The organism is Nonomuraea sp. NPDC001831 (assembly GCF_042892035.1).
In the GTDB taxonomy this organism is placed as follows: Bacteria; Actinomycetota; Actinomycetes; order Streptosporangiales; family Streptosporangiaceae; genus Nonomuraea.
Window position 1 is genome coordinate 308,003 of the sequence record NZ_JBIATU010000010.1, and the last position, 23,536, is coordinate 331,538.

Genomic DNA, 23,536 nt, shown 5'->3' on the forward strand with positions numbered 1-23,536 from the left:
GGTCAGGGGTGGCAGGTCTGGTCGGCGGCGGGGAGTGCGCCGGTGGCCAGGTAGGCGTTGACCTTGGCGTCCACGCAGGGGTTGCCGTACTCGCCGTAGATCCCGTGGGCGATGGCGCCGCGCAGGGTGAGCAGGCGGGAGCCGGTCAGCGCCCGGTGCATGGCCTTGCTGCCCTCGTAGGTGGTGGCGGTGTCCCCGGTGGCGGACACGATCAGCGCGGGGGTGGGGTTGGCGACGTGCGTGAGCCGCTCGCGCGGCGGGGCGGGCCAGAAGGCGCAGGGCCAGATGTTGTTCTTGACCGGGCCGAAGAGCGGGTGCCGCGCCCGGCTGCGCTGGACGTCGTCCCAGTAGACGTCGGGGTCGCCCGGCGCGGCCCGGTCGCCGCAGGTGATCGCGGCGGCCGGGCTCGCCAGCGGCGAACCGGCGCTGGTCAGGACGAACGCGAGGAACCCGGCCAGCTCGGCGCCGGGTTCGGCCGGGCGGCCGTGCGCGGCCTCGTTCAGGGTCCGGACGGTGGCGGCGAACTCGGCGCGGGCCTCGGGACGGTCGTTCGCGGAGCCGACGGACAGCAGGTACGGGACCGCCTGGTCGTCCACCTCGTACGCGCCGACGCGCAGCGGACGCTCCGCCGCGGCGGCGACGATCGCGTCCACGGTGGCGAGCACCCGGGCGGGGGTCGCGCCGAGCCCGTAGGCGCCGTCGCGTCCGGCGGCCCAGGACGCCCAGGCGCGCAGCGCGCGGTCGGCCTCGTCCTCGGTGCCCCGCATGGCCCTCGGGCCCCACTTGTCCGGGTCGCCCGCGCTGTCCAGGACCACCCGGTCGGTGCGGCCGGGGAACATCTGGGTGTAGACCGCGCCCAGGTAGCTGCCGTAGGAGTAGCCGAGGAAGGAGATCCGGCGCTCCCCCAGGGCGCGGCGCACGAGGTCGATGTCGCGGGCCGTGTCGCGGGTGTTGGCGTACGGGAGCACGTCGGCGTGCCGCCGGGCGCAGCGTTCGGCCAGGTCGCGTTGCACCGCCACCTGGTGGTCGAACCGGGCGCGGGTCGAGCCGGCCGAGCGCAGCCACAGGCCGATGGGCCAGCCGCAGTCGAGCGGCGTGCTGCGTCCGACGAAACGCGGGTCCAGGCCGATGATGTCGTACCGGGCGGCGACGTCCTTCATGGCCGCGCGCGTCCGCAGGGGCATGCCGAGCGTGCTCTCGCCGGGGCCGCCGCTGTTGAGCACCAGCGTGCCGATGCGATGGGCGCGGTCGGTCGCGGGGATGCGGGACAGTGCGAGCTTGATGCTGCGGCCGCCCGGCCTGGAGTGGTCGAGCGGGACGGCGAGCTCCGCGCAGCGCCCGCCCGCCTGGTCGAGCTGCCTGCCGACGGCGTCGTCCGGGCCCTGGGAGCAGCGTCTCCAGTCGAGTGCCGGAGGTTTCCGGCCGGTCGCCGCGGGCGCGACGGCGGCGGCTGCGGCCGGGGGCGTGACGGCGGCGGACAGGGCGATCGGGGCGATCAGGGCGATGGCCCGGACCAGACGGCCGAGCGGCCGCACACGGGTCGATCTCATGGCCGGGGACGCTATTCCGGCCGGCCGCCCGGCACGATACAGCCGGCCGCACGCCCTTGGTACAGCCCGCTGTAGTGTCCGGCCGCGAACGGTGACGGGATACTGGTGCCCCGGTGTACGCAGGTCAGGAGGAGGTGCGCATGCGTGACCGCGCCTTCCCCGGTTCGAGGTCCTGGCCGTCGTCCGGCTCGCTCGCCCGGCCGGCGTCCGGCTCGGCCTACCTGCTGGGCACGCTGGCCACCGCCGTGGCCACGGCGCTCGTGCTCCCGGTGCTGCTCGCGCCGGCGGCGGGGCGGGGCTGGGCGGCCTGGCACCGCCGGCGGGCCGGCCGGCTGCTCGGCGTCCCGGCCGGCGGGGCGCCGGGCGGGCGGCGGGATCTCGCCTGGGCGCTCGCGCACGTCGCCACCGGGTTCCCGCTCGGGCTGGCCGCCCTGCTGTGCCTGGGCAACATCGTGGTCGCCGCCGTGGCGATGGTCGCGTGGCAGGCGTTCCCGGCGGACGCGCGTCCCACGCTGTTCTCGTTCTTCGACGTCCCCGTCAACGATTGGGCGACCGCGCTGGCCGGAGGGGCGGCCCAGATCGTCGTCCTCGGCGCGGCGGCCTGGTGGGGACTGCCCGCGCTGGCCCGGCTGCACGCGCGGCTGTCCCTGGCGCTGCTGGCGCCGTCGGCCCGCGAGCGGCTCACCGAGCGGGTCGACGTGCTGACCAGGAGCCGGGTCGGCGTGGTCGACGCCCACGGCGCCGAGCTCCAGCGCATCGAACGCGACCTGCACGACGGGACGCAGGCCCGCCTGGTCACCATCGCCATGCACCTGGGCCTGGCCCGCGAGTCGCTCGCCGACGACCCGGACACGGTCGCCCTGCTGCTCCAGGAGGCGCACGAGACGGCGGAGGAGGCGATGGCCGAGCTGCGCGCGGTGCTCCAGACGATCTACCCGCCGATCCTGGCCGACCGCGGGCTCGACGGCGCGCTGACGGCGCTGGCCGCCCGGTCGAGCGTGCCGGTGCACATCGAGCTCGCCGACCTGGGCGCGCTGCCGCCGTCCGTGGAGACGGTGGCCTACTACGTGATCGCCGAGGCGCTGACGAACGTGACCAAGCACGCCGCCGCCACGCGGGCGTCCCTGCGGATCGAGCGGGCCGGCGACGTGCTGTCCATCGAGGTCGCCGACGACGGCAGGGGCGGCGCCGACGAGGCCCGCGGCACCGGGATCCCCGGGATCCGCCGGCGGGTCGCCGCCCTCGACGGCACGCTGCGCCTCGACAGCCCGCCGGGCGGCCCCACCACGCTCGCCGTCCGGATGCCGTGCGCGCCGTGACCGTCGAAGGAGGTCCCTTGCGGGTCGTGATCGCCGAGGACAACGTCCTGCTGGCCGGCGGGCTGAAGCTGCTGCTGGCGGCCAGGGGCTGCGAGGTCGTCGCGGTCGTCGGCGACGGCGAGGCCTTCCTGCTCGCCGTCGCCGAGCACCGCCCCGACATCGCCATCGTCGACGTGCGGCTGCCGCCGTCGTTCCGCGACGAGGGCATCCACGCCGCGCTGCGGGCCCGCCGCGAGCACGGCCCGCTGCCGATCCTGGTGCTCTCGCAGTACGTCGAGCGCGAGTACGCCGGCGAACTGCTCGCCGACGGCCGCGGCGGCATCGGCTACCTGCTGAAGGACCGCATCGGCAGAGTGGCCGAGTTCGTCGACGCCCTGCGGCGGGTCGCGGCGGGCGGCACCGCGATGGACCCCGAAGTCGTCGCCCAGCTCTTCGCCCGCCGCGCCGACGACCCCCTCGCCGCCCTGACCGCCCGCGAGCGGGAGTCCCTGGCCCTCATGGCGCAGGGGCACGACAACGCCACCATCGCCGAGCGCATGCGCATCTCCGACAACGCCGTCCACAAGCACATCGGCAACGTCTTCGCCAAGCTCGGCCTGTCCCCGGACGACTCCGGCCACCGCCGCGTCCGGGCCGTGCTCGCCTACCTGGACGGCACGCCGCGCCCGCCCGAGCAGCCCCCCGTCCGCGGAAAGCCACGCTGACCCGGCCCTTCCGGCACCCGGGGACGTCAGAGCAGCGCGGCGAGCTCGGCCGGGCGCGAGAACATCGGCCAGTGGCCGGTCGGCAGCTCGGCGAACGTCCACTCGGGCGTGCCGAGCGCGGCGAACGCCGGGTTCCCCGAGTCGATCAGCTCGCGGATCACCGCCATCGGCATCGTCGAGGCGACCAGGGTCTTCGGCGTCGCCGGGATCCGCACCGGCCGCTGCGCCGGTTGCACGGCCGCGCCCCACGGCTGGGGCGTCGCCTTCGCGCGGATCTGCTCCCATCGTTCCTCGGTCAGGCCCGCGAACTTGCCCGCCCCCTGCTCGTAGGCGGGCACCTCGAGCGCGTGGCCGTCCCCGACCTGGACGCGCCAGGCCTTCTGGGTGTCCTCGTCGTTGAAGTCGATCACCGCCGCCCCGGACGGCAGCGGCCCGGCGTCCACGTAGACGACCCGGCTGAGCCGCTCGGGATGCCGGTCGGCGACCGCGGTCACCGGGACGTTCGCCCCGCTGTGCCCGACCAGGACGACCTCGTCCCAGCCGTCCATCGCCGCCAGGATGTCGGCGACGTGCGTCTCCACGCCGACCTCCGGCGACAGCTCGCCGGCCCGCTCCGCCACCCCCGTCAGGGTGACCGCCCGCACCTGGTGCCCGGCGGCGCGCAGTTCGTGCGCCACCTCGTCCCAGGCCCAGGCCCCGAGCCAGAATCCGGGCACCAGCACGTAGTTCGCCATCTCGTCGTCCTTCCCAGTGAGCCGATGTCGCTACGCTAAAGCCGAAAGCGGACAGAACCCGCCCGGATTGAGAGGGTGACCTGTGTCATATCCGGCGACCCGGATGCTGGCGATGCTCGAACTGCTCCAGGCGCACCACGTGCTGGGCGGCCGCGACCTCGCCCAGCGGCTCGGCGTGGACGAGCGGACCGTCCGCCGTTACGCCGCCCGGCTCGCCGACCTGGGCATCCCGGTCGCCGCCGAGCGCGGCCGGTACGGCGGCTACCGGCTGATGCCCGGCTACAAGCTGCCGCCGCTGATGCTCACCGACGACGAGGCCACCGCCGTGGTCCTCGGCCTGCTCGCCGGACGCCGCCTGGGCCTGGCCGCCGAGGCCACCGAGGCCGCCCTGGCCAAGATCCGCCGGGTGCTGCCGGCCACGCTGCGGCAGCAGGCCGGCGCGCTGGAGGAGACCCTCGACTTCACCCTCGCCGCCCGCGCGGCGCGGACGCCCGCGAGCCGGGCCGTGCTGACGCTGGCCGCCGCGATCCGCGACCGCCGCCGGGTCACGCTGGGCTACCGCTCCTGGAAGGGCTCCACCACCGAACGCGAACTGGACGGCCACGGCCTGGTCTTCCACTCCGGCCGCTGGTACGTGACCGGCCTCGACCACCTGTCCGGCGAGCTGCGCACCTTCCGCCTCGACCGGATCTCCTCCGTCGTCCCGGGGACGGCCTCCTACGAGATCCCGCAGGAGTCCGACCCGGTGCGGCAGGTCACCGCGTCGCTGGCCCGGGTGCCGTACGCGCATCCCGTCGAGGTCGTCCTGGGCGTGCCCCTCGCCGAGGCGGCCCGTCGCGTCCCGCCGTCGGTGGCCACGCTCACCGAGACGCCGGACGGCGTCCTGCTGCGGATGCGCGCCGAGTCCCTGGACGGCATGGCCACCATGCTCGCCGGGCTCGGCTTCCCGTTCACGATCCTGTCGCCGCCGGAACTGCGCACAGCCGTCCGCCGCCTGGCCCAGAGCCTGCTGGACCAGAGCCCCGAATGAGGGGGCCGGCGAAGGCGCCAGCCGGGTCCGTCCGGGTCCGTCCCTGATCGCCACGCCGGCCCGTCCCGCCTTCGTCGGTGGTCAGCCGATGGGGGCGGGGAGGACGCCGGTGCGGTGGAGGTGGCGGCGGGCCGCCGCGATGGCCTCCGGGGTCGAGGCGAACACCTGGCCGGCCTCGTCCAGGCGGGCGATCGCGCCCAGGGCGCGCAGCGGCCGGTGGTGGCCGTCGCGGATGCCGGAGACGTACACGGTGATGCCGCGTCGTTCCAGGCGGGCGATGGCGTCGCCGAGCACCAGGGCGCCGCTGGCGTCGATCGTGGTGATGCGGGACATGCGCAGGATCACCACCGAGACGTCGGCGACCTCCGACAGCTCCAGCAGGAAGCGGTGCGCCGCGGCGAAGAACAGCGGCCCGTCCAGCCGGTAGGCGACGATGTGCTCGGCCAGCAGCTCGTGCTCCTCGGCGTCGTGGTCGCCGGGCAGGTCGGCGTGCAGGGTGACGGTGTCCAGGCGCACGTTCCCGGCGATGGCGCGCAGCGCGAGCGCCCCGGCCACGATCAGGCCGAGGATGACCGCGGTGACCAGGTCGAGGACGAGGGTGGCGACCGCGGTCGAGGCCAGGACGACGGCGTCGGCCCGGGTGGAGCGCAGCATCGACGTCACCGAGCCGACCTCGACCATCCGCGCCGCGGTGGCCAGCAGCACCCCCGCCAGGGCCGCCAGCGGGATGCGGGCGACCAGGCCGGAGGCGGTGAACACGATGACGCCGAGGATCGCGGCGTGCGCGAGCGCGGCCAGCCGGGAGGACGCGCCCGCGCGCACGTTGACGGCGGTGCGGGCGATCGCGCCGGTGGCCGGGACGCCGCCGAACAGCGGGGCGACCAGGTTGGCGACGCCCTGGCCGAACAGCTCGCGGTCGGGGTCGTGCCGGTGGTTGACGCTCATGCCGTCGGCGACGGCGGCCGACAACAACGATTCCAGCGCGGCGAGCGCGGCCACGGCGAACGCGGGGGCGACGAGCGAGCTCAGCGCGGCGACGTCCAGGAACTCCAGGGACGGGGCGGGCAGCCCCGCGGGCAGGGCGCCGATGCGCGTCACCGGCAACCCCGCCAGCTCCGCGACGAGCGTGGCGGCGGCGACGGCGAGCAGCGAGAACGGCACAGCGGGCCGCCGGCGTCCGCCGACCAGGATCAGCGCCGCGACCGCCGCGGCCATGGCGAGGGCGGCCCAGTGCGGACGGGCGGCGAAGTCGCGTACCGCCTGCCAGGCCACGGCCAGCACCTTGTCACCCTCAGGCGTGGGCACGCCGAGCGCGGCGGGCACCTGCTGCATGCCGATCACACAGGCGATGCCCAGGGTGAACCCCTCCACCACCGGCGCGGGCACCAGCATCATGAACCGGCCCGCCCGGGCCAGGGCCAGGCCGAGCAGCAGCAGCCCGGCCAGCAGCCCCACCGTCAGCACGCCGGTGGCGCCGTGCGCGTGCATGATCGGGACGAGCACCACCGTCATCGCGCCGGTCGGACCGGACACCTGCAGGGCCGAGCCGCCGAAGACCGCGGCCAGCGCGCCGGCCACCACCGCGGTGGCCAGCCCCGCCTGCGCGCCCAGCCCGCTGGAGATGCCGAAGCCGAGCGCCAGCGGCAGCGCCACGATGGCCACCGTCAGCCCGGCCAGCAGGTCGCGGCGCGGATGACGGCCGAAGGCGGCCAGATCGGCCCGGCCGGGCAGGACGGGGCGCAGACGGGCCCAGCCCGCCCGGAGCACTGAGGTCACCGTTCGCCGGCCTCCGACTCGAGCAGCTCGTTCAGCAGCGCGTGCCGGCCGGAGAGCTTGGCCTGCAGCAGGTGGCGGGCGGCGCGCAGCAGCTCCGCCACGTCGCCGCCGGACAGCGCGTACACGACGGTCGATCCGTCGCGGCGGGCGGTGACCAGCTCGGAGCGGCGCAGCACGGCCAGATGCTGCGACAGGCCGGTCGGCTCCACCTCGATCTCGGCCAGCAGGTCGCGCACCGGCATCGGGCCGTCCTGGAGCAGCTCCAGCACGCGGATCCGCACCGGATGTCCGAGCAGCCGGAACAGCTCGGCCTTGGCCTCGTACAGGGGGACGGACATCAGCGCGCCGCCTGTCCCTCGCGGGCCGAGGCGGGGTCCGCGCCGGGGTCTGCGCCGGGATTTTCGTCCGTGTCCACGCCGTGCGCGCGGGCCATCCGCAGCACCTCGTCCAGCCCGCCGGCGGCGGACAGCGCGGCGTCGGCGTCGCCGTCCTGTTCGGCCGCGCGCAGCGCGCCGGCCGCCTCATCCACCCGGCGCCGGATCGCCGCAGCGAACGCCTCGCTCACACTGTCCCCCGCCTTCATGCCTGTCTTGACGAGATAAGTGTTAAACGAATTGCGAAAATTCGCAACTCCTATACGACAGAGCGGAAACTTGCCCATTTGTTATCTATCCAGATAACGTTATCTACGTGGATAACAGCGAACGCCCGCCAGGCCCTCACCAGGTGGCGACCGCGGCCCGCAGGAAGCAGATCATCCGGGCCGCGATCACCCTGCTCGGCGAGCGCGGCTACCAGGCGACCACGTTCGACGCCATCTGCAAGGAGGCCGGGCTCAGCAGCAGCCGGCTGATCACCTACCACTTCTCCAGCAAGGACGAGCTGCTCGCGGCCGTCGCCGACCAGATCGCCGCCGACGCCGACGCCCACGTGCGTCCCGCCGTGGAGGCCGCGACCGGCGCCCGCGAACTGCTCGCCACCGCCATCCGGGCGAACGTGGCGTTCATCGCCGCCCACTCCGCGCAGGTCCGGGCGCTCCAGCAGATCCTGCTCAACAGCGGTCAAGACGTCTGGGAACGGCACCACACCGAGTCGCTGAACCGGCTGGCCGGCCTGTTCACGGACGGGCAGCGCGCCGGCGTCTTCCGCCCCTTCGACCCGCGGGTCATGGCGGCGGCGCTGCGGGCGTCGATCGACAGCGTCGTCCCGCTGCTCGCCGCCGGGCTCGACCCCGGCCGCTGCGCGGACGAACTGGTCGAGCTCTTCGACCGCAGTACGAGCCAGAGGTCCTGAGACCGGTGCGGAAGGGAAACACGATGTCAGCTGAAGGGATCGCCGGGCGGAGATACGTCGTCACCGGTTCGGCGTCGGGCATCGGCGCCGCGACCGCCGCCCTGCTCCGCGCCCGCGGCGCCACGGTCATCGGCTGCGACCTCGACGACGCCGACGTGCAGGCCGACCTGTCCACGCCCGAGGGCCGGCGGTCGCTGGTCGAGCAGGTGAGCGCGGCCGGGGCCGTCGACGCGGTGCTCGCCGTCGCCGGGGGCGGCAGGACGGGGCTGCTCGCGACGAACTACTTCGGCGCGGTGGCGACGCTCGAAGGTCTGCGTCCGCTGCTGGCGCGGAGTCAGGCTCCCCGGGCCGTGGTCGTGTCGTCGACCTCGTCGCTGGCCCCTGCCGACGAGCGCGTCATGCGGGCCTGCCTGGACGGCGACGAAGCCGCCGCCGTCGCCCTCGTCGAGGCGGACCCGTCCGGCGGCGGCCCGGCCGGCGCCTACGGGATCGCCAAGCGCGCGTTGAACCGATGGGTGCGCAGGGCCGCCCCGACGCCGGAGTGGGCGGGCGCCGGCATCGCGCTCAACGCCGTCGCGTCCGGGGTCGTGGACACGCCGGCGGCCGCCTGGATCTTCGCGAGCGAGAAGGTGCGGGCCGCGGTGGAGGCGGCGGCGCCGCAGCCGTTCGGCGGCTTCCCCGGGCGGCCGGAGTGGGTCGCCGAGCTCCTGTGCTGGCTCACCGGCGCGGGCAACCGCTTCGTCACCGGTCAGATCATCTTCGCCGACGGCGGCGCGGAGGCGTCACTGATCGGCGACCTCCATTGGCGCTGACGGCGCTGACGCGCCTGGGGCCGCCGACCGGCCCTGCCTGCGGCGGCGTGACCTGATCTCGTAGGCGAGCAGGGTGCCGCCGACGGCCACGGCGACCGCCCCGACCACCGGCAACGCCTCGGCGGAGGAGGCCACGGCGGCGAACGCCAGCACCAGCAGCGCCACCACCACCCGGCTCAGCCAGGGAAAGCCCCACATGCGCAGCCGCAGCAGTTCGGGCGACTCGGCCTCCATACGCCGCCGCAGCCGGAGCTGGCTGAGCGCCACGAAGACGTAGAGCAGCAGCACCAGCAGCCCGGCGGTGTTGATCAGCAGGTCGAAGGCGTCGTCCCCGACCGCGAACGCGCCGGCCATCAGGGCCAGCGCGAGCGCGCCGCCGCCGAGCAGCGCGGGCGCGGGCACCCCGGACGCCCGCACCCGCGCCGCCGCGGCGGGAGCGTCGCCGCGGGCGGCCATCGCGCACAGGACGCGCGAGGCGGCGTACAGCGCGGCGTTCATCACCGACACGACCGCGACCAGGATCACCCACGTCATCAGGGTCGCCGCGCCGGGGACGCCGAGCTCGGCGATGGCGGCGGCGAACGGGCTGTCCGCGCCGCCCGCCGGGACGCGGTCCCACGGCACGACCGCCACGATGACCAGCACCGAGCCGACGTAGAAGAGCAGCACCCGCCAGACCACCCGCAGAGTGGCCCGCGCGACCTCCTTGGCCGGTTCGGCCGACTCGGCCGCCGCGATGGTGACGATCTCCGCCCCGAAGTAGGAGAACAGCACGGTGACGAGCGCGGTGAGGACCGCCCCCCAGCCCTTGGGGGCGAACCCGCCGTGCCCGGTCAGCGCGGTCAGGCCGGCGCCCCCGCCGGACGGCCACAGGCCCAGGACGTACAGCGCCCCGGCGGCGAGGAACGCCACGATCACCACGACCTTGACCGAGGCCAGCCAGAACTCGGTCTCGCCGAACAGCCGTACCGAGACCAGGTTGGCCGCGGTGAGCGCCGCCAGCAGCGCGACGGCCGTCGGCAGCACGGGGACGGCGCCGGACATGGAGTGCAGCAGCTTGGCCCCCGCCACGCCCTCGAACGCGACGGCGACGATCGCGAACAGCCAGTAGCACCAGCCCACCAGGAACCCGGCGCGCGGCCCGAGCGCGGTACGGGCGTAGTCGGCGAACGAGCCCGCCGAGGGCCGGGCGGCGGCCATCTCGCCGAGCATCCGCATCACCAGGACGACGATCAGGCCGCCCAGGGCGTAGGCGACCAGCGCCGCCGGGCCGGTGTCGGCGATCACCTTGCCGCTGCTGACGAACAGGCCGGCGCTGATGACGCCGCCGAGCCCGATCATGGTCATGTGGCGTCGTTTGAGTCCGCGGTGGAGCGATCCCCCGCTGTCGTGCCCGGTCATGGCGTTCGGCTCCCTGCTGTTCTCGGATAGGGGAGGTCGGACCCCGGCCCATGCACGGGCCGGGGTCTGGTTGATCGCGGGGGCGGTACGGGCGGCGCCGGTCAGTGGCCGCGGTCAGTGGCCGCGGTCAGTGATCGCGGTCAGGGATCGCGGTCAGTGGCCGCGGTAGACGGCGGGGCGCCGTTCGACGAAGGAGCGGACGCCTTCGAGCACGTCCTGGCCGCGCAGGCAGGCCAGCAGCCCTTCGGTCTCCAGGTCGAGCACCTCTTCCAGGTCCAGCTCCCAGACCTGCCGCATGGCCTGCTTGATCAGGCGTACCGGGGTGGGCGCCGCGGCGGCGACGCGTTCGGCCAGCTCCAGCGCCGTGTCGAGCAGGTCGGCGTCGGGGACCAGCCTGCTGACCAGCCCGGCGCGGTACGCCTCGGCGGCGCCGACGGTCTCGCCGGACAGCAGCAGGTCCACCGCGCGGCCGTGGCCGACCAGGCGGGGCAGCGAGTACAGCACGCCGTTGCTCGGGAACAGGCCGCGGTGCACCTCCTTGAAGGCGAACGAGGCGGCGTGGCCGGCCAGCCGCAGGTCACTGGCGATGGCCAGCTCCACGCCGACGCCGACCGCGATCCCGTTGACCGCCGAGATGATCACCTTGGGGTGGGTGGTGAAGCGGCGGGTGAGGTCCTGGAGGGCGGCGATCCGTTCGACCAGGTCGGCGTCCGACCTGGCGGCGAGCTGGGCGCCGGCCTCCTTCAGGTCGGTCCCGGCCGAGAAGGCCCGGCCGGTGCCGGTGAGCACGAGCGCGCCCACCGTGTCGTCGCGGGCGGCCTCGTCCAGGACGGCGACCAGCTCGCCGTAGGTGCGCTGCCGGAAGGCGTTCAGCACCTCGGGCCGGTCGAAGGCGACCACCAGGGCCGAGCCGGCGCGGCGCACCCGCAGATCGGTGCTCATCGGTTTCCCTCCCGGGCGTCGTAGGCGCCGTCCCGTCCGGACGGCAGCAGGTGCTTGGCGATGCGTTCGGACGGCGTCATCGGGAACGCCTCGACGAACTCCACGAACCGCGGCGTCTTGAAGTCGGCCAGCCGCGCCCGGACGTAGGCCACCAGCTCGTGCGGCTCGACGGGCTCGGCGACCTGCACGAACGCCTTGACCTCCTCGCCGTACAGCTCGTCGGGCACCGGGATCACGGCGGCGGCGCGCACGGCCGGGTGGCCGGCCAGGACCGCCTCCACCTCGGCGGCGGCGATGTTCTCGCTGCCGCGCCGGATCATCTCCTTCAGCCGCCCGACCAGGTGGTAGTGGCCGCGGGCGTCCCGGTGGCCGAGGTCGCCCATGGGGTACCAGCCGTCGCGCAGCAGCGGCTCGTCCCGGTTCCAGTAGCCGGTCAGCATCGGCCGGCCGCGGACCATGATCTCGCCGACCTCGCCGTCCGGGGCGTCGGATCCGTCCTCACGGACGATCTTGACCTCCTTGCCGGGCACGGGCCGTCCCATGGCGCCGGTGCCGACGCACGCGGTGTCCTCCGGCCGGACGGCCAGCACGACCCCGGCCTCGGTGCTGCCGTACGCCTCCCGCCAGGGCGCGCCCCAGCGCTCCTCGATCGCGGCGTGCAGGGCGGGCGCGATGCCCGAGCACAGGACGAGCCGGACGCGGTGGGCCCGGTCCCGTTCGGGGTCCGGCGGCTGCTTGAGCAGCAGCAGCGGCATCGTGCCGAGGACGTAGAAGAAGGTGGCGCCGTGCTCGCGCACCGACGGCCAGAAGCCGGAGGCGGAGAAGCGCGGCAGGATCACCAGCGGGATGCCGGTCAGCAGGCACAGCACCGTGTTCCACTGCGGGTCCATGTAGTGAAACGGCTGGGCGGTGAGGTCCACGTCGTCCGGGGTGACGGCGGCGACGTCGGCCGCCAGCTCGGCCAGGTGGAGCCAGTAGCGGTGGGTGAGCATGCAGCCCTTGGGGAACCCGGTGGTGCCCGAGGTGTACTGGAGGTTGAGCAGGTCGTCCCAGCCGACGTCGGGCAGGTCGGGGGCGCCGGGCGCGGCGACGGTCTCGGCCCCCGCGTCGAAGGCGCCCGCGGGGACGGGTTCGGGCGCGGGCCCGGCGTCGGCGGGGTCGAGCAGCCCGACCTCGCCCAGGTCCAGCGCCAGCAGCGCCCCGGCCGCGGCGGCCGAGCCGGCCAGGGCCAGCACCGGCGCCGAGTCCTTGACGACGTGGGCCAGGTCGGCGCTGCGGTACCCGGGGTTCAGCGGGACGATCACCGCGCCCAGCTTGGCGATCGCCAGCCAGGCGACCGGGAAGCCGACGCCGTTGGCGAGCATCACGGCGACCCGGTCGCCGCGGCGGACGCCGTGCGCGACCAGCACCTCCGCCAGCCGGTCGGTCCGCTGATCCACCTGCGCGACGGTGGTCTCGACGCCGTCGAAGCGGAACAGCACCCGGTCGCCGTGGGCGGCGGCCCGGTCCCGGAGCAACCCGCCGAGGCCCCCGGGGATCCGCCGGGCCGCTCCCCCGCCGGGGCCGCCCGCGATCGGCCCGGCCGCTCCCCCGCCGGGCGGCGGCGCGGCCGTCACGCCCGCCGCCGGGTGGCCATGTCGAACATCATCACCAGCTCGGCGGCGCAGTCAGCCAGGTCGACGGCCTCCTCGTCGAAGACCCACTGGAGCATGACGCCGTCGATCGCCCCCTGGACGGTGGCGGCCAGCGTGCGCGGCGAGAAGTCGCGGAAGTCGCCGCTGTCCTGGCCGCGCCGCAGGATGCCCTCCAGGTGGTGGCGGCACGGGTCGTACATGTCGGCGTTGAAGCGGCGCTTGGCCTCGGGCGATCCGAAGCTGCCCCAGATGTCCACCAGCGCGACGAAGTTGGCGCGGTTGGCCGCCATGAACTCGAAGCTCGCCTCGATGAAGGCGCGCAGCCGGTGCGGGGCGTCCGGCGCCCGGTCCACCCGGGCCTTGATGAACCGGTTGGTCTCGGTGAACAGGGCGTTGACGACCTGCTGGATCAGTTCGTCCCGGCCGGCGAAGTGGTAGGAGATCACGCCCCTGCTGACGCCGACGTCCTGGGCGATCCGGGCCAGCGACGCCTGAGGCAGCCCGGCGGTGGCGATGGTGGAGATGGCGCCCTCCACGATCTGCCGCCGCCGGGCCTCCTCGATGAACGAGGCCTTCTTCTGGCCGTCCTGATCGATTTTTGACCGCATGGCCAGGATTCAAGCCCGGCGGGCGGCGTGCGGCAAGCCCCGCTCACCGACTGTGCGGTTTCCCCCACCCCGCGCCCGGCCGCGCCGGGGGCCGTTCCCCGGGCCGGCCGGTCGCCGCGAGGTAGTGCAGCACCGCGAGCACCCGGCGGTTGCCGGCCGCCGACGCGGGCAGGCCGAGTTTGGCGAACACCGCGGTGACGTGCTTCTCCACCGCGCTCAGCGAGACGTACAGCTGGTCGGCGATGCCGGTATTGGACCAGCCCTCGGCCATCAGGGCGAGCACTTCGCGCTCCCGGGGCAGCAGGGACTCGTCCCAGCCGGGGTCGGGCATGGCGGCACCTCCTCGGTGCGGGAAACCGCAAGATCCGGGTGAACCTCTTGTCTCACTCATACCATCTGGATTAAATCCTGGCCATGCGGTCAAAAAATCATCACCATGCCCAGAAAACCTGCGTGCTCGGCGCCGTCCTGGTCGGCGTGGTGCTCGGCGGCGGCCTCGCCGTCCCGGCCCACGCCCGGACGGCGCACGCTCCCGCCACCGCGGCCCGGAGCGCCACGAACGCCACGAACGCCACGAACGCCAGGAACGCCACCGACGCCACGGACGAGCAGCTGCGCTGCCTGCTGGACGGCGTCGTCAAGCCGCCCGTGCCCGGCGCGATCCTCACCGTGACCGGCCCCGGCCGGGCCTTCGACGGCGCGGCCGGCGTGTACGAGCTGGGCGGACGCGCCCTGCGCAGCTCCGACGCCTTCCGCGCGGCCAGCGTCACCAAGACGATGACCGCGGCCGTCGCGCTCCGCCTCGCCGAACGCGGCGACCTGCGCCTGGACGCTCGCATCAGCGAGTACCTGGACCGGAAGCTGGTCGCGCGCATCCCGTACGGGTCGCGGATCACCGTCCGGCAGCTCCTCGACCACACCGCCGGTCTGTACGACTACGTGGGGGACGAGAAGTGGTTCCAGTACGTGCTCGACCATCCGGACAAGACGTGGAAACCGCTGGAGCTGGTGGACTGGGCGCTTCGGTCGGGCAAGCCCTACTTCGCTCCCGCCAAGGGCTACCACTACTCCGACACGGGCTACGTCCTGGCCGGGATGGTCATCGAGAAGGCCGGCCGCGAGCCGCTGCACCGGTTGTACCGGTCGTTGCTGCTCCAGCCGCTGAAGATGGACCGCACGTACCTGGAGTGGTGGGAGCCGCACCGCGGCCCGCGCGCCCACAACTACCTCGGCGAGCGCGACACCTACGACTACAACCCGACCTTCGACACGTTCGGCGGCGGCGGCCTGGTCTCCACCGGGGCCGACCTCAACCGGTTCATGCGCGGCCTGTTCGAGGGCAAGGTCTTCAAGAACCCGGCGACGCTGCGGACGATGCTGCGCAGCACCCCGCAGAGCGTCAAGGCCGGCTCGCCGTACGGGCTGGGCATCGCCCGGCTGACCGCGACGGGCGAAGCCGTGTACGGGCACAGCGGCTTCTTCGGCGCGTTCCAGGTCTACCTGCCGAAGCAGCGGCTCGCGGTGACCGGCACCCTCACCCAGGCGGAGACGGTGTCCAAGAAGCAGAACAGCGAGTTCATCGAGAACGCCCTGCGGGTGAGCCTCGGCAAGGCGCCCACCGGCCCCTGCGCGCGCCCGTAGCTCAGGCCACGCAGGAGTCGGCCAGCTTCCCCGACGACGCCATCGCCGTCCTGGTGGGCGTGCCGGACGGCCGGGCGGACGGCGAGAGGGTCGGCCGGGCGGACGGCGTGCCCGCGGCGACGGTGGCGGGCGCGCGGTGCGAGCGGACGATGGCCTTGCGGACGTCGGCCCGGATGCGCGGGAAGTCCGGATAGGCCGGGTTGTAGCGCGGCGGGACGATCGACAACGTCCCCACCCGGGCGCCCTTCACCTTGTCGGCCAGCGGCACCAGGTCCTGCAGCAGCCCGCGCGGGATGTCGGTCCGGAACGTCTGCCGGGCCGCCCCGGCCAGCTGCTTGAACTTCAGCAGCACGTTGGCCGGGTCGAGCTGGTCGAGCATGGCGGAGATGACGCAGTGCTGGCGGCGCATCCGGGTGTGGTTGTCGCCTCCGGCGCAGTTGGAGCCGTCGTGGTCGCGGGCCCGGCCGTACCAGAGCGCGTCGTTGCCGTTCAGCCGCCGGGTGCCGGCCTTGATCACGCCGCCGTCGCTGCGGCCCACGCCGTAGCAGATGTCCTGCTCGACGTGGATGCGCACGCCGCCGAGCGCGTCGATCAGCCGGGCCACGCCCCACATGTTGACCAGCACGTAGTAGTCGATCTTGAGGCCGAGGATCTCGCCGACCGCGCCCTTGACGGCGTCCGGGGCCCGGGTGGGCGAGTTGCGGAACAGCGCGGGGTGGGTGTCGGCGTAGGCCCAGACGCCGTTCAGCAGGTCCTCCGACTCCCGTCCGGCCCCGGCGATGTAGAAGCCCTTGGGCGGCGGGAACAGCCGGCCCATCACGCTCCCCCTGGGGAAGGGCGCGTTCTCCATCTCCCTGGGCAGCGCGAACAGCACGGTGTCGCCGGTCCTGACGTCGATGCTGGCGACGTTGACGCTGTCGGTGCGGATGCTCGTCCCGTTGCGGCCGCGCGCGCCGTCGCCGCCGAGCAGCAGGATGTTCACCCTCGTGCGGCCGGCCCACGGGTCGGCGTGGTTGATGGGCGTGGGCTCGGGCGCGTTGAACACGTCGGTCAGCGTGGCGTCGACCTCCGACACCGTCTGCGAGGCCACCACGAACGGCGACACGACGGCCGCGACCAGCAGCAGCGCCACGCCGTCCGACCAGACCAGCCGCCGCCGCGGCCGCAGCACGGTGTAGGAGGCGACCACCAGCAGCCCCCACGCGACGCCGACGCCGATGGCGCCACCGCTGATCGCCGAGGCCCAGGTGGCCTGGGTCGCCATGGCCACCCCGCCCGCCGAGGCCACGACGAGCGCCACCGCCACGCCCGCGGTCAGGAACAGCCCCAGCAGCCCGAACCCGAGCAGGCGGTACCCGGCCCGCAGATGGGCCGCGCCCGGAATGACGATCGACAGCGCTGCCCAGCCGATGGCTGCCCCCGCGCCCCGTTTGGTGCCCATCCGCCCTCATGATCTCTATGTGGTACGTCCCCCGAGATCATAGGTTCGGGGCTGATTACCCGTGTACGCAACTTATCCGGCGGAATATGCGGAAGAAGGGCGTCAGTCCACGTACGCCCACAGGTCGTAGGTGGTGGAGCCCGGATAGTTCTGCGGGTAGTGCGTGCTGCACCACCAGGTCTGCCAGCGTCCGTTCTGCTGGCCCGACCGGCCGAAGGAGACGCAGACGTCGTACGGCAGGTTGGTGTAGACGACCTGGAGCGTGGACGTGGCGTCCGCCGGCGTGCTCATGGCCAGGACGGGCGCCAGGGTGCTGACCGCGGCAAGCGCCAGGGCGGTGATTGCGCGACGCATCGGCTCTCCCCTCTTCAAGGGTCGGATTGTGTGAGAAGCGATCACCGTGCATTGCACGACAGGGCTTGTCCGCACCGCAAGAACGGCCCTCGCGCGGCCCCGGCGACCAGCGCGAACGTCCCGCAGGCGATGAAAGGTTCATTCCGCCGCGCCTGACGGCGTCAGAAGGCGGCCGCGCCGTGTCAGCACGGCGTCCGCGCGGTGTCAGCGCCGCCCGCGAAGGTGAACGCCATGAACATCTGGACGATCACAGCTATTCGGTGTTGCTAGGTACCAGTACTTCGTGCCACTATGTAGCCGGTAGTCAGCACCACCGAGTAGTTGCGGCCGCCGACGGCGAGACCCCCGGAAGAGAAGACAGGGCCAAGTGATGACGACACAACAAGCTCCGGCGATCCAGGTGCGCGGCCTGGAGAAGTCGTACAAGGAACTGCACGTGCTGCGCGGCGTGGACTTCGAGGTGGCGCGGGGCAGCATCTTCGCCCTGCTCGGCTCGAACGGCGCGGGCAAGACCACGCTGGTGAAGATCCTGGCCACGCTGCTCAAGGCCGACGCCGGCACGGCCATGGTCAACGGCCTCGACGTCGCCGGGCAGGCCGCCCAGGTACGCGAGTCCATCAGCCTCACCGGCCAGTTCGCCGCCGTGGACGAGATCCTCAGCGGGCGGGAGAACCTCGTGCTGGTCGCCCGGCTGCGCCACCTGAAGAACCCCGGCAAGATCGCCGACGACCTGCTCGAACGGTTCTCGCTGACCGAGGCGGGCGGCCGGAAGGCGGCGACGTACTCGGGCGGCATGCGCCGCCGCCTCGACATCGCGATGAGCCTCATCGGCGACCCGCCGGTCATCTTCCTCGACGAGCCGACCACCGGCCTCGACCCCCAGGCGCGCATCGAGGTGTGGCAGGCCGTCAAGGAGCTCGCCGCCCAGGGCACCACCGTGCTGCTCACCACCCAGTACCTGGACGAGGCCGAGCAGCTCGCGGACCGGATCGCGATCCTGCACGAGGGCCGGATCATCGTCAACGGCACCCTCGCCGAGCTCAAGCAACTCCTCCCGCCCGCCAAGGTCGAGTACGTCGAGAAGCAACCGACCCTGGAGGACGTCTTCCTCACCCTCGTCGGCACGAAAGCCTAAGGACCACCACCATGAGCAAGCACTTCTTCGGTGACACCACCGTCCTGCTGGGACGGTCCCTGCGCCACATCTCCCGCAGCCCGGACACCATCGTCACGACCGCGATCATGCCGATCGCCATGATGCTGATGTTCGTCTACGTGTTCGGCGGCGCGATCAGGACGGGGTCGGACTCGTACGTGAACTACATGCTGCCCGGCATCCTGCTCATCACGGTCGCCTCCGGCATCGCCTACACCGCCTACCGGCTGTTCATGGACATGAAGGGCGGCATCTTCGAACGGTTCCAGTCCATGCCGACCGCGCGCTCGGCGGTGTTGTGGGCGCACGTGCTGACCTCGCTGGTCGCCAACCTGGTCTCGCTGGTGGTCGTGATGCTCGTCGCCCTGCTCATGGGCTTCCGCTCCAGCGCGGGCCTGTCGGCCTGGCTGTCGGTCGCGGGCATCCTGATCCTGTTCACCCTGGCGCTGACCTGGATCGCCGTCATCCCCGGCCTGTCGGCCAAGACCATGGAAGGCGCGAGCGCGTTCTCCTACCCGCTCATCTTCCTGCCGTTCCTCAGCTCGGCGTTCGTGCCCACCGACACCATGCCCACCGTGGTGCGCGTCTTCGCCGAGAACCAGCCGGTGACCTCCATCGTCAACGCCGTCCGCGCCCTGTTCGCCGAGCAGCCCGTCGGCAACGACATCTGGATCGCCCTCGCCTGGTGCGTCGGCATCCTGGTCGTCGCCTACGTCTTCGCCATGAACACCTACCGCCGCAAGATCTCCTGAAAGGACGACCATGACCGACTCCCTCCACACCGTCACGCCGATGCCCGCCGAACGCCGTCCCGGCTGCCCGTTCGACCCGCCGAAGGAGCTCGTCGAGGCCCGCGAGCACGGCCCCATCAGCCGCTTCCCCTTCGCCGACGGACACCAGGGCTGGCTGGTCACCGGCTACGACCTGGCCCGCTCGATCCTGGCCGACCCCCGCTTCAGCTCCCGCAAGGAGCTCATGAGCCACCACCCGACCATCGACTACGGCGACATCGAGGTGCCCCCGGCCCCGCCCGGCGAGTTCCTGCTCATGGACGAGCCGCAGCACAGCCGCTACCGCAAGCCGCTCGTCGGCAAGTTCACCGTCCGCCGGATGCGGCTGCTCACCGAGCGCGTCGAGCAGATCACCGCCGAACACCTGGACGCCATGGAGCAGGCCGGCCCCACCGCCGACCTGGTGACCGCGTTCGCCAAGCCCATCCCCGCCATCGTCATCTGCGAGCTGCTGGGCGTGCCGTACGAGGACCGGGGCCGCTTCCAGGAGAACATCGACAAGTTCCTCGGCGGCGAGGCCGGCGACGAGGAACTGATCGCCGCCTACCTCGCCACCCAGCAGTACCTGGGCGAACTCGTGGCCGCCAAGCGCGCCCACCCGACCGACGACGTGCTCAGCGACCTGCTCGACAGCGACCTGACCGACGAGGAGCTGCAGGGCATGGCCCTGATCCTGCTGTCGGCCGGGTTCGACACCACCGCCAACATGCTGGCCCTCGGCACCTTCGCCCTGCTGCAGAACCCGGACCAGCTCGCCGCGCTGCGCGCCGACCCTTCGCTCACCGACCAGGCCGTCGAGGAGCTGCTGCGGTACCTGTCGGTCGCCAAGCAGTTCTACCGGGTCGCCCTGGAGGACGTCGAGCTGGCCGGCCAGACCGTCAAGGCCGGCACGATGGTCCTCCTGTCCCTCAACACCGCCAACCGCGACCCCGGCCGTTTCCCCGACCCCCACACCCTCGACCTGCGCCGGCAGGACGGCGGCCATCTGGCCTTCGGCCACGGCATCCACCAGTGCCTGGGCCAGCAGCTCGCCCGCGTCGAGATGCGCGTCGCGTTCCCCGCGCTGCTCAACCGCTTCCCCACCCTGCGCCTGGCCGTACCGGCCGACCAGGTCGCCCTGCGGCCGGAGATCGCCGACATCTACGGCGTCAAGAGCCTCCCCGTCACCTGGGACGCCTGACCCCGCCCCGGTGGCGCCGATCCCTGAGCTCCAGAGAGGAACCACCCCATGGCAGACCTCCCGGCGGGTCCCGTGAAGCCCTCCTCACCGGCGCTGCGGGCCTCCGACGCGGACCGCGACCGCGTCACCGAACTGCTGCGGACGGCCGTCGCCGACGGCCGGCTCGACCTGGCCGAATTCGAGGAGCGGCTGGAGGTGGCGTTGTCCGCCCGCACCGTGAACGCGCTGGCCCCGCTCGTCACCGACCTGGTCGCGGGACCGGGCGGCCATGATGCGCTCGCGCTGCCGCCGGCCGGGGCTCCGGCCGCCGAACTGCTCACCATCAAGGAGAAGCACGGCACGGTGCGCCGCGACGGCCGCTGGACGTTGCCGCACCGGCTGGCGGTGCGCACCGCGTGGAGCGACGTGCTGCTGGACCTGACCAAGGCGGTGCGCGGCGCGCCCGAGCTGATCATCGAGCTGCGGGTGAGCGGCGGCAGCGTGGAGCTGGTCCTGGCGCCGGGCATGGTGCTGGAGAGCGACGAGCTCTCGGTACGGCACGGCACGCTGGCGATCAGCAGGGCACCCGACGACGACACACCGGAGGTGTTGCGCGTCCGCCTGACCGGCCGCATGCGGCACGGCCGGCTCGCCGTCCGCCGGCAGGCGACACGGCGGTGACGCGGCGGTGACGCGGCGCGGCGCGTAGGGATGGCGCGTAGGGATTTCGTCAGGATTGCGGCGGTTCACGCCCCGGCGGGACAGGCTGGACAGATCATTCCCGCACGGACGAGAGCCCCGCATGCCGATGAATCCATGGACACCTTCCGGCCCGCACGAGATCGAGATCGACCGGTCCCGGCTCAGGGAGATGCGATCGCGCCTGCCCGAGGCGGCCAGGCGGCTGGACGAGGTGGTGCCCAAGCTGGTGTCGCTGACCGTGGCCGAGTCGGCGTTCACCTCGTTCACCTACTCGCTGGCGCTGGCCTACAACGAGGTCGAGGCCCTCACGATCACCGAGGTGCGCCGCCGCCTCGACGACGCCGCACGCGTCCAGGACGACCTGGACACCTCCGTCACCACCTGGCAGGACGCCGAGACCGCCGCCACCGTGAGGATGTGGTGAACGCCGCCGAGCTGGCCCGCGAGGCCCTGCTGACGGGCGCGGGGGCGGCGGTGACGCTGTCCGCGCTCGGCGTGCCCGCCGCCTGGCCGTTCGTCGGCAGGATGTACGTCCACCAGTACGACCCGCAGGCGTTCTTCGACGGCGCGGACACCTGGCTGGCCGTGCACGACGACGTGGCGGCCACCCGGCTGAACGTCGAGGCGCTGGTCGGCGAGGTGGCCACGACGAGCTGGCGGAGCGCGGACGGCCGGGCCTTCGACCGCCGCATGGACGCCTACCTGGCCGGCCTGCGCTCGATCGAGATCCGCGCGGTCGTCACCGCCCTCGTCCTGCGCACCGTCGGCGCCGCGCTCGTCGCGATGATCCTGTACCAGTTCCTGGTAGCGGCGGCCATGGCCGCGCTGGCGCTCTGGGTGCTGACCGCCGCGTTCACGCCGCTCAGCCTGGTCACCGCCCGGACCGCGGCCACCCGCTGCCTGACCGGCCTGTACGAGAACTACCGGGCAGTGGAGTCGCTGCTCGACACGCTGCTGCACGGCTGCGCCGCCGCCCTGTCCGCGGCGGTGGCCGTGGACGCGGGCGCCGAGGCGGCCCGGGGCGACGGCGGCGGGCTGCGCGACCTCGCCGCCGCCACCTTCGCCCAGGGCCCGCTGCTGGTCTGGGGCACCGGGAACCGGATCGAACGGGACCTGACCGCGCACGGCCTCACCGGCCGCCGCGCGGGCGCCGGCGGGCCACTCCCCCAGGGCGTCCCGCAGGCGGCGGGCGCCAAGGCGCTCGGCGACGTCACCAGCGGCAGCCAGACGATCACCGGCCGGTACGTGCCCGCGCAGGCCGCCGACGGCTCCTACTCGTTCCCCTGGGAGTGACCGCCATGGACTTCGAGCAGGCACTCGGCCTCGACCCCGAACGGCTCGCGGCCGACGCCGACCACCTCTTCGGCAGGCTGAGCCGGCTCCCCGGCGAGGCCGCCACGGCCCGGGCCGAATCCCCGGACGGCTGGGTCAGCGTCGAGTACAGCTGCGCGTCCGGCGTCCAGGACCTGCGGCTGGACCCGCGGGCGATGCGCATGGAGTCGGCGCGCCTGGCCGAGACCGTCCTCGGCCTGATCCACCAGGCCAGGCGGCAGGCCGAGGCCGCGGAACGCGCCAGGCTGGAGGAGTTCCTGGGCGCGGGCGACGCGCTCCTGACCGGACGCGGGCTCGTCGCCGCCCGGCTGCGCGACTCGGCCGGCGCCCTGCCGGCGAACCTGGAGCAGGCCGAGGCGACGATCGACCGGGTACGCAGACTGCTGCGCCCCTGACCCGAAGGCTCTACTCTGTGATACTGTGTAGTAGTACTCGGTACCACTGAGTACTTCGGAAGGGGGCGGAAGAAGAGCCACCATGGAGAATCTGACGGAGATGCTGAAAGGCACGCTTGAAGGCTGCGTGCTCGAGATCATCGGCAGCGAGGAGACCTACGGGTACGCCATCACCCGCCGGCTGAACGACCTCGGCTTCGCCGACGTCGTCGAGGGGACGGTTTACACGATCCTGCTGCGGCTGGAGAAGAACGGGCTCGTCCAGGTGACGAAACGACCGTCCGAACAGGGCCCGCCGCGCAAGTTCTACGCGCTCAACGACGCGGGACGCGCGGAGCTCGCGACGTTCTGGGCGAAATGGGCGTACATCACGTCCCGGATCGACAAGCTCAAGGAGGGCGGGAAATGAGCTTCTGGGAGACCATCACCGGCAGCGATCTCACCAGGGACTACAAGGCGTTCGAAGCCCGGGCCGCGGCCCTGCCGGCCGACCATCGGGCGGCATGGGACCAGATCAAAGGACATCTCTTCCACTACTCGGACTTCACCGGCCGGAACCTGATGCCGATCTTCGACGGCGTTCTGGGCCTGCTGGAGGAGACCGCGGCCGACGGGCAGGACATCCACGAGGTGCTGGGCGACGACATCCCGGGATTCTGCGCGGCCCTGGCCGGCGAGACCGGGGGCCGCAGCTTCCGCGACCGGTGGCGCGAGCAGCTGAACAGGAACGTCGCGAAGAAGCTGGGCCGGCTGGGAGGCTGA

27 protein-coding genes are annotated in these 23,536 nt (G+C 73.2%); 15 read left to right on the forward strand and 12 right to left on the reverse strand.

Annotation, left to right across the window (positions count from 1 at the left end):
- Nucleotides 1-2: 2 nt before the first annotated feature.
- Entirely contained in the window at nucleotides 3-1,550 is a 1,548-nt protein-coding gene (locus tag ACFYYW_RS30640) for an alpha/beta hydrolase (protein WP_387653669.1), read from the reverse strand.
- Between the two features lie 140 nt (nucleotides 1,551-1,690).
- On the opposite strand from ACFYYW_RS30640, the gene ACFYYW_RS30645 reads away from it, so the two are divergent.
- A complete protein-coding gene (locus ACFYYW_RS30645; RefSeq protein WP_387653672.1) occupies nucleotides 1,691-2,869 on the forward strand; it encodes a histidine kinase in 1,179 nt (392 codons plus the stop codon).
- Between the two features lie 17 nt (nucleotides 2,870-2,886).
- Nucleotides 2,887-3,573 (forward strand): response regulator, encoded by a 687-nt coding sequence (locus tag ACFYYW_RS30650; protein ID WP_387653674.1) that lies wholly within the window; start codon nucleotides 2,887-2,889, stop codon nucleotides 3,571-3,573.
- 26 nt (nucleotides 3,574-3,599) lie between these two features.
- Here the strand turns inward: ACFYYW_RS30650 and ACFYYW_RS30655 are convergent, their stop codons facing one another.
- On the reverse strand, nucleotides 3,600-4,307 hold the full coding sequence (locus tag ACFYYW_RS30655; RefSeq protein ID WP_387653677.1) for an alpha/beta fold hydrolase: 708 nt from the start codon (nucleotides 4,305-4,307) through the stop codon (nucleotides 3,600-3,602).
- An 82-nt stretch (nucleotides 4,308-4,389) separates the two neighbouring features.
- Here ACFYYW_RS30655 and ACFYYW_RS30660 point away from each other — a divergent pair, with 82 nt between their 5' ends.
- The gene (locus ACFYYW_RS30660) at nucleotides 4,390-5,337 is read left to right on the forward strand and encodes a helix-turn-helix transcriptional regulator (RefSeq protein WP_387653680.1); all 948 of its coding nucleotides are present in this window, start codon (nucleotides 4,390-4,392) and stop codon (nucleotides 5,335-5,337) included.
- Nucleotides 5,338-5,418: 81 nt separating this feature from the next.
- Here the strand turns inward: ACFYYW_RS30660 and ACFYYW_RS30665 are convergent, their stop codons facing one another.
- From ACFYYW_RS30665 to ACFYYW_RS30675, 3 genes are read right to left on the reverse strand one after another with little or no spacing between them, the layout of a single operon-like run.
- The gene (locus tag ACFYYW_RS30665; protein WP_387653683.1) at nucleotides 5,419-7,113 is read right to left on the reverse strand and encodes a SulP family inorganic anion transporter; all 1,695 of its coding nucleotides are present in this window, start codon (nucleotides 7,111-7,113) and stop codon (nucleotides 5,419-5,421) included.
- Nucleotides 7,110-7,451, reverse strand: a complete 342-nt coding sequence (locus ACFYYW_RS30670; RefSeq protein WP_352327141.1) for a metalloregulator ArsR/SmtB family transcription factor — start codon at nucleotides 7,449-7,451, stop codon at nucleotides 7,110-7,112. Before ACFYYW_RS30670 ends, ACFYYW_RS30665 begins: the two co-directional genes overlap by 4 nt.
- Nucleotides 7,451-7,774 carry a hypothetical protein gene (locus ACFYYW_RS30675; RefSeq protein WP_387653686.1) on the reverse strand — a complete coding sequence of 108 codons (324 nt, stop codon included), beginning with the start codon at nucleotides 7,772-7,774 and terminating at the stop codon, nucleotides 7,451-7,453. The genes ACFYYW_RS30670 and ACFYYW_RS30675 overlap by 1 nt, the downstream gene beginning before the upstream one ends.
- 29 nt (nucleotides 7,775-7,803) lie before the next feature.
- Between ACFYYW_RS30675 and ACFYYW_RS30680 the strand changes: the two genes are divergently transcribed.
- Together ACFYYW_RS30680 and ACFYYW_RS30685 are read left to right on the forward strand one after the other, a co-directional pair.
- A complete protein-coding gene (locus ACFYYW_RS30680) occupies nucleotides 7,804-8,406 on the forward strand; it encodes a TetR/AcrR family transcriptional regulator (protein WP_387653689.1) in 603 nt (200 codons plus the stop codon).
- 23 nt (nucleotides 8,407-8,429) lie between these two features.
- Nucleotides 8,430-9,218 (forward strand): SDR family oxidoreductase, encoded by a 789-nt coding sequence (locus ACFYYW_RS30685; protein WP_387653692.1) that lies wholly within the window; start codon nucleotides 8,430-8,432, stop codon nucleotides 9,216-9,218.
- Here the strand turns inward: ACFYYW_RS30685 and ACFYYW_RS30690 are convergent.
- The 5 genes from ACFYYW_RS30690 to ACFYYW_RS30710 all read right to left on the reverse strand — a co-directional run bounded on the left by ACFYYW_RS30690 (nucleotide 9,189) and on the right by ACFYYW_RS30710 (nucleotide 14,134).
- Nucleotides 9,189-10,565 (reverse strand): amino acid permease, encoded by a 1,377-nt coding sequence (locus ACFYYW_RS30690; protein ID WP_387653695.1) that lies wholly within the window; start codon nucleotides 10,563-10,565, stop codon nucleotides 9,189-9,191. The genes ACFYYW_RS30685 and ACFYYW_RS30690 overlap by 30 nt on opposite strands.
- Before the next feature lie 207 nt (nucleotides 10,566-10,772).
- Nucleotides 10,773-11,561: an enoyl-CoA hydratase/isomerase family protein gene (locus ACFYYW_RS30695; RefSeq protein ID WP_387653698.1), complete on the reverse strand. Its 789-nt coding sequence runs from the start codon at nucleotides 11,559-11,561 to the stop codon at nucleotides 10,773-10,775.
- Nucleotides 11,558-13,177 (reverse strand): AMP-binding protein, encoded by a 1,620-nt coding sequence (locus ACFYYW_RS30700; RefSeq protein ID WP_387653701.1) that lies wholly within the window; start codon nucleotides 13,175-13,177, stop codon nucleotides 11,558-11,560. Before ACFYYW_RS30700 ends, ACFYYW_RS30695 begins: the two co-directional genes overlap by 4 nt.
- Nucleotides 13,174-13,803, reverse strand: coding sequence for a TetR/AcrR family transcriptional regulator (locus ACFYYW_RS30705; protein WP_364418813.1), 630 nt, complete (start codon nucleotides 13,801-13,803; stop codon nucleotides 13,174-13,176). Before ACFYYW_RS30705 ends, ACFYYW_RS30700 begins: the two co-directional genes overlap by 4 nt.
- Before the next feature lie 43 nt (nucleotides 13,804-13,846).
- A complete protein-coding gene (locus ACFYYW_RS30710) occupies nucleotides 13,847-14,134 on the reverse strand; it encodes a helix-turn-helix transcriptional regulator (protein ID WP_387653705.1) in 288 nt (95 codons plus the stop codon).
- A gap of 122 nt (nucleotides 14,135-14,256) precedes the next feature.
- Between ACFYYW_RS30710 and ACFYYW_RS30715 the strand changes: the two genes are divergently transcribed.
- The gene (locus ACFYYW_RS30715; RefSeq protein WP_387653708.1) at nucleotides 14,257-15,444 is read left to right on the forward strand and encodes a serine hydrolase domain-containing protein; all 1,188 of its coding nucleotides are present in this window, start codon (nucleotides 14,257-14,259) and stop codon (nucleotides 15,442-15,444) included.
- A gap of 1 nt (nucleotide 15,445) precedes the next feature.
- Here the strand turns inward: ACFYYW_RS30715 and ACFYYW_RS30720 are convergent, their stop codons facing one another.
- Both ACFYYW_RS30720 and ACFYYW_RS30725 read right to left on the reverse strand, forming a co-directional pair.
- Nucleotides 15,446-16,885, reverse strand: a complete 1,440-nt coding sequence (locus ACFYYW_RS30720) for an LCP family protein (protein WP_387653710.1) — start codon at nucleotides 16,883-16,885, stop codon at nucleotides 15,446-15,448.
- 102 nt (nucleotides 16,886-16,987) lie between these two features.
- Nucleotides 16,988-17,239: a hypothetical protein gene (locus ACFYYW_RS30725; protein WP_387653713.1), complete on the reverse strand. Its 252-nt coding sequence runs from the start codon at nucleotides 17,237-17,239 to the stop codon at nucleotides 16,988-16,990.
- Between the two features lie 370 nt (nucleotides 17,240-17,609).
- Here ACFYYW_RS30725 and ACFYYW_RS30730 point away from each other — a divergent pair, with 370 nt between their 5' ends.
- From ACFYYW_RS30730 to ACFYYW_RS30770, 9 genes are all read left to right on the forward strand, one after another.
- Nucleotides 17,610-18,374, forward strand: coding sequence for an ABC transporter ATP-binding protein (locus tag ACFYYW_RS30730; RefSeq protein WP_387653716.1), 765 nt, complete (start codon nucleotides 17,610-17,612; stop codon nucleotides 18,372-18,374).
- Nucleotides 18,375-18,385: 11 nt separating this feature from the next.
- Nucleotides 18,386-19,147, forward strand: coding sequence for an ABC transporter permease (locus tag ACFYYW_RS30735; protein ID WP_352323782.1), 762 nt, complete (start codon nucleotides 18,386-18,388; stop codon nucleotides 19,145-19,147).
- 10 nt (nucleotides 19,148-19,157) lie between these two features.
- Nucleotides 19,158-20,366: a cytochrome P450 gene (locus tag ACFYYW_RS30740; RefSeq protein WP_387653719.1), complete on the forward strand. Its 1,209-nt coding sequence runs from the start codon at nucleotides 19,158-19,160 to the stop codon at nucleotides 20,364-20,366.
- A 48-nt stretch (nucleotides 20,367-20,414) separates the two neighbouring features.
- The gene (locus tag ACFYYW_RS30745; RefSeq protein WP_387653722.1) at nucleotides 20,415-21,026 is read left to right on the forward strand and encodes a DUF1707 domain-containing protein; all 612 of its coding nucleotides are present in this window, start codon (nucleotides 20,415-20,417) and stop codon (nucleotides 21,024-21,026) included.
- Nucleotides 21,027-21,147: 121 nt separating this feature from the next.
- Complete coding sequence (locus tag ACFYYW_RS30750) at nucleotides 21,148-21,471, forward strand: hypothetical protein (RefSeq protein ID WP_387653725.1); 324 nt, start codon at nucleotides 21,148-21,150, stop codon at nucleotides 21,469-21,471.
- Nucleotides 21,465-22,340, forward strand: coding sequence for a hypothetical protein (locus tag ACFYYW_RS30755; RefSeq protein ID WP_387653727.1), 876 nt, complete (start codon nucleotides 21,465-21,467; stop codon nucleotides 22,338-22,340). The genes ACFYYW_RS30750 and ACFYYW_RS30755 overlap by 7 nt, the downstream gene beginning before the upstream one ends.
- Nucleotides 22,341-22,345: 5 nt before the next feature.
- Nucleotides 22,346-22,774 (forward strand): YbaB/EbfC family nucleoid-associated protein, encoded by a 429-nt coding sequence (locus ACFYYW_RS30760; RefSeq protein ID WP_387653730.1) that lies wholly within the window; start codon nucleotides 22,346-22,348, stop codon nucleotides 22,772-22,774.
- An 82-nt stretch (nucleotides 22,775-22,856) separates the two neighbouring features.
- Nucleotides 22,857-23,183, forward strand: coding sequence for a PadR family transcriptional regulator (locus tag ACFYYW_RS30765; protein ID WP_352323780.1), 327 nt, complete (start codon nucleotides 22,857-22,859; stop codon nucleotides 23,181-23,183).
- Entirely contained in the window at nucleotides 23,180-23,536 is a 357-nt protein-coding gene (locus tag ACFYYW_RS30770) for a DUF1048 domain-containing protein (RefSeq protein ID WP_387653733.1), read from the forward strand. The genes ACFYYW_RS30765 and ACFYYW_RS30770 overlap by 4 nt, the downstream gene beginning before the upstream one ends.

Excerpts from the sequence above, each read along its gene's own strand:
- ACFYYW_RS30640 (WP_387653669.1), bottom strand. The coding sequence starts at position 1,550 with ATGAGATCGACCCGTGTGCGGCCGCTCGGCCGTCTGGTCCGGGCCATC.
- ACFYYW_RS30645 (WP_387653672.1), top strand. The coding sequence starts at position 1,691 with ATGCGTGACCGCGCCTTCCCCGGTTCGAGGTCCTGGCCGTCGTCCGGC.
- ACFYYW_RS30655 (WP_387653677.1), bottom strand. The coding sequence starts at position 4,307 with ATGGCGAACTACGTGCTGGTGCCCGGATTCTGGCTCGGGGCCTGGGCC.
- ACFYYW_RS30670 (WP_352327141.1), bottom strand. The coding sequence starts at position 7,451 with ATGTCCGTCCCCCTGTACGAGGCCAAGGCCGAGCTGTTCCGGCTGCTC.
- ACFYYW_RS30675 (WP_387653686.1), bottom strand. The coding sequence starts at position 7,774 with ATGGGCAAGTTTCCGCTCTGTCGTATAGGAGTTGCGAATTTTCGCAAT.
- ACFYYW_RS30685 (WP_387653692.1), top strand. The coding sequence starts at position 8,430 with ATGTCAGCTGAAGGGATCGCCGGGCGGAGATACGTCGTCACCGGTTCG.
- ACFYYW_RS30690 (WP_387653695.1), bottom strand. The coding sequence starts at position 10,565 with ATGACCATGATCGGGCTCGGCGGCGTCATCAGCGCCGGCCTGTTCGTC.
- ACFYYW_RS30695 (WP_387653698.1), bottom strand. The coding sequence starts at position 11,561 with ATGAGCACCGATCTGCGGGTGCGCCGCGCCGGCTCGGCCCTGGTGGTC.
- ACFYYW_RS30705 (WP_364418813.1), bottom strand. The coding sequence starts at position 13,803 with ATGCGGTCAAAAATCGATCAGGACGGCCAGAAGAAGGCCTCGTTCATC.
- ACFYYW_RS30710 (WP_387653705.1), bottom strand. The coding sequence starts at position 14,134 with ATGCCCGACCCCGGCTGGGACGAGTCCCTGCTGCCCCGGGAGCGCGAA.
- ACFYYW_RS30720 (WP_387653710.1), bottom strand. The coding sequence starts at position 16,885 with ATGGGCACCAAACGGGGCGCGGGGGCAGCCATCGGCTGGGCAGCGCTG.
- ACFYYW_RS30725 (WP_387653713.1), bottom strand. The coding sequence starts at position 17,239 with ATGCGTCGCGCAATCACCGCCCTGGCGCTTGCCGCGGTCAGCACCCTG.
- ACFYYW_RS30730 (WP_387653716.1), top strand. The coding sequence starts at position 17,610 with ATGACGACACAACAAGCTCCGGCGATCCAGGTGCGCGGCCTGGAGAAG.
- ACFYYW_RS30735 (WP_352323782.1), top strand. The coding sequence starts at position 18,386 with ATGAGCAAGCACTTCTTCGGTGACACCACCGTCCTGCTGGGACGGTCC.
- ACFYYW_RS30740 (WP_387653719.1), top strand. The coding sequence starts at position 19,158 with ATGACCGACTCCCTCCACACCGTCACGCCGATGCCCGCCGAACGCCGT.
- ACFYYW_RS30745 (WP_387653722.1), top strand. The coding sequence starts at position 20,415 with ATGGCAGACCTCCCGGCGGGTCCCGTGAAGCCCTCCTCACCGGCGCTG.
- ACFYYW_RS30750 (WP_387653725.1), top strand. The coding sequence starts at position 21,148 with ATGCCGATGAATCCATGGACACCTTCCGGCCCGCACGAGATCGAGATC.
- ACFYYW_RS30760 (WP_387653730.1), top strand. The coding sequence starts at position 22,346 with ATGGACTTCGAGCAGGCACTCGGCCTCGACCCCGAACGGCTCGCGGCC.
- ACFYYW_RS30765 (WP_352323780.1), top strand. The coding sequence starts at position 22,857 with ATGGAGAATCTGACGGAGATGCTGAAAGGCACGCTTGAAGGCTGCGTG.
- ACFYYW_RS30770 (WP_387653733.1), top strand. The coding sequence starts at position 23,180 with ATGAGCTTCTGGGAGACCATCACCGGCAGCGATCTCACCAGGGACTAC.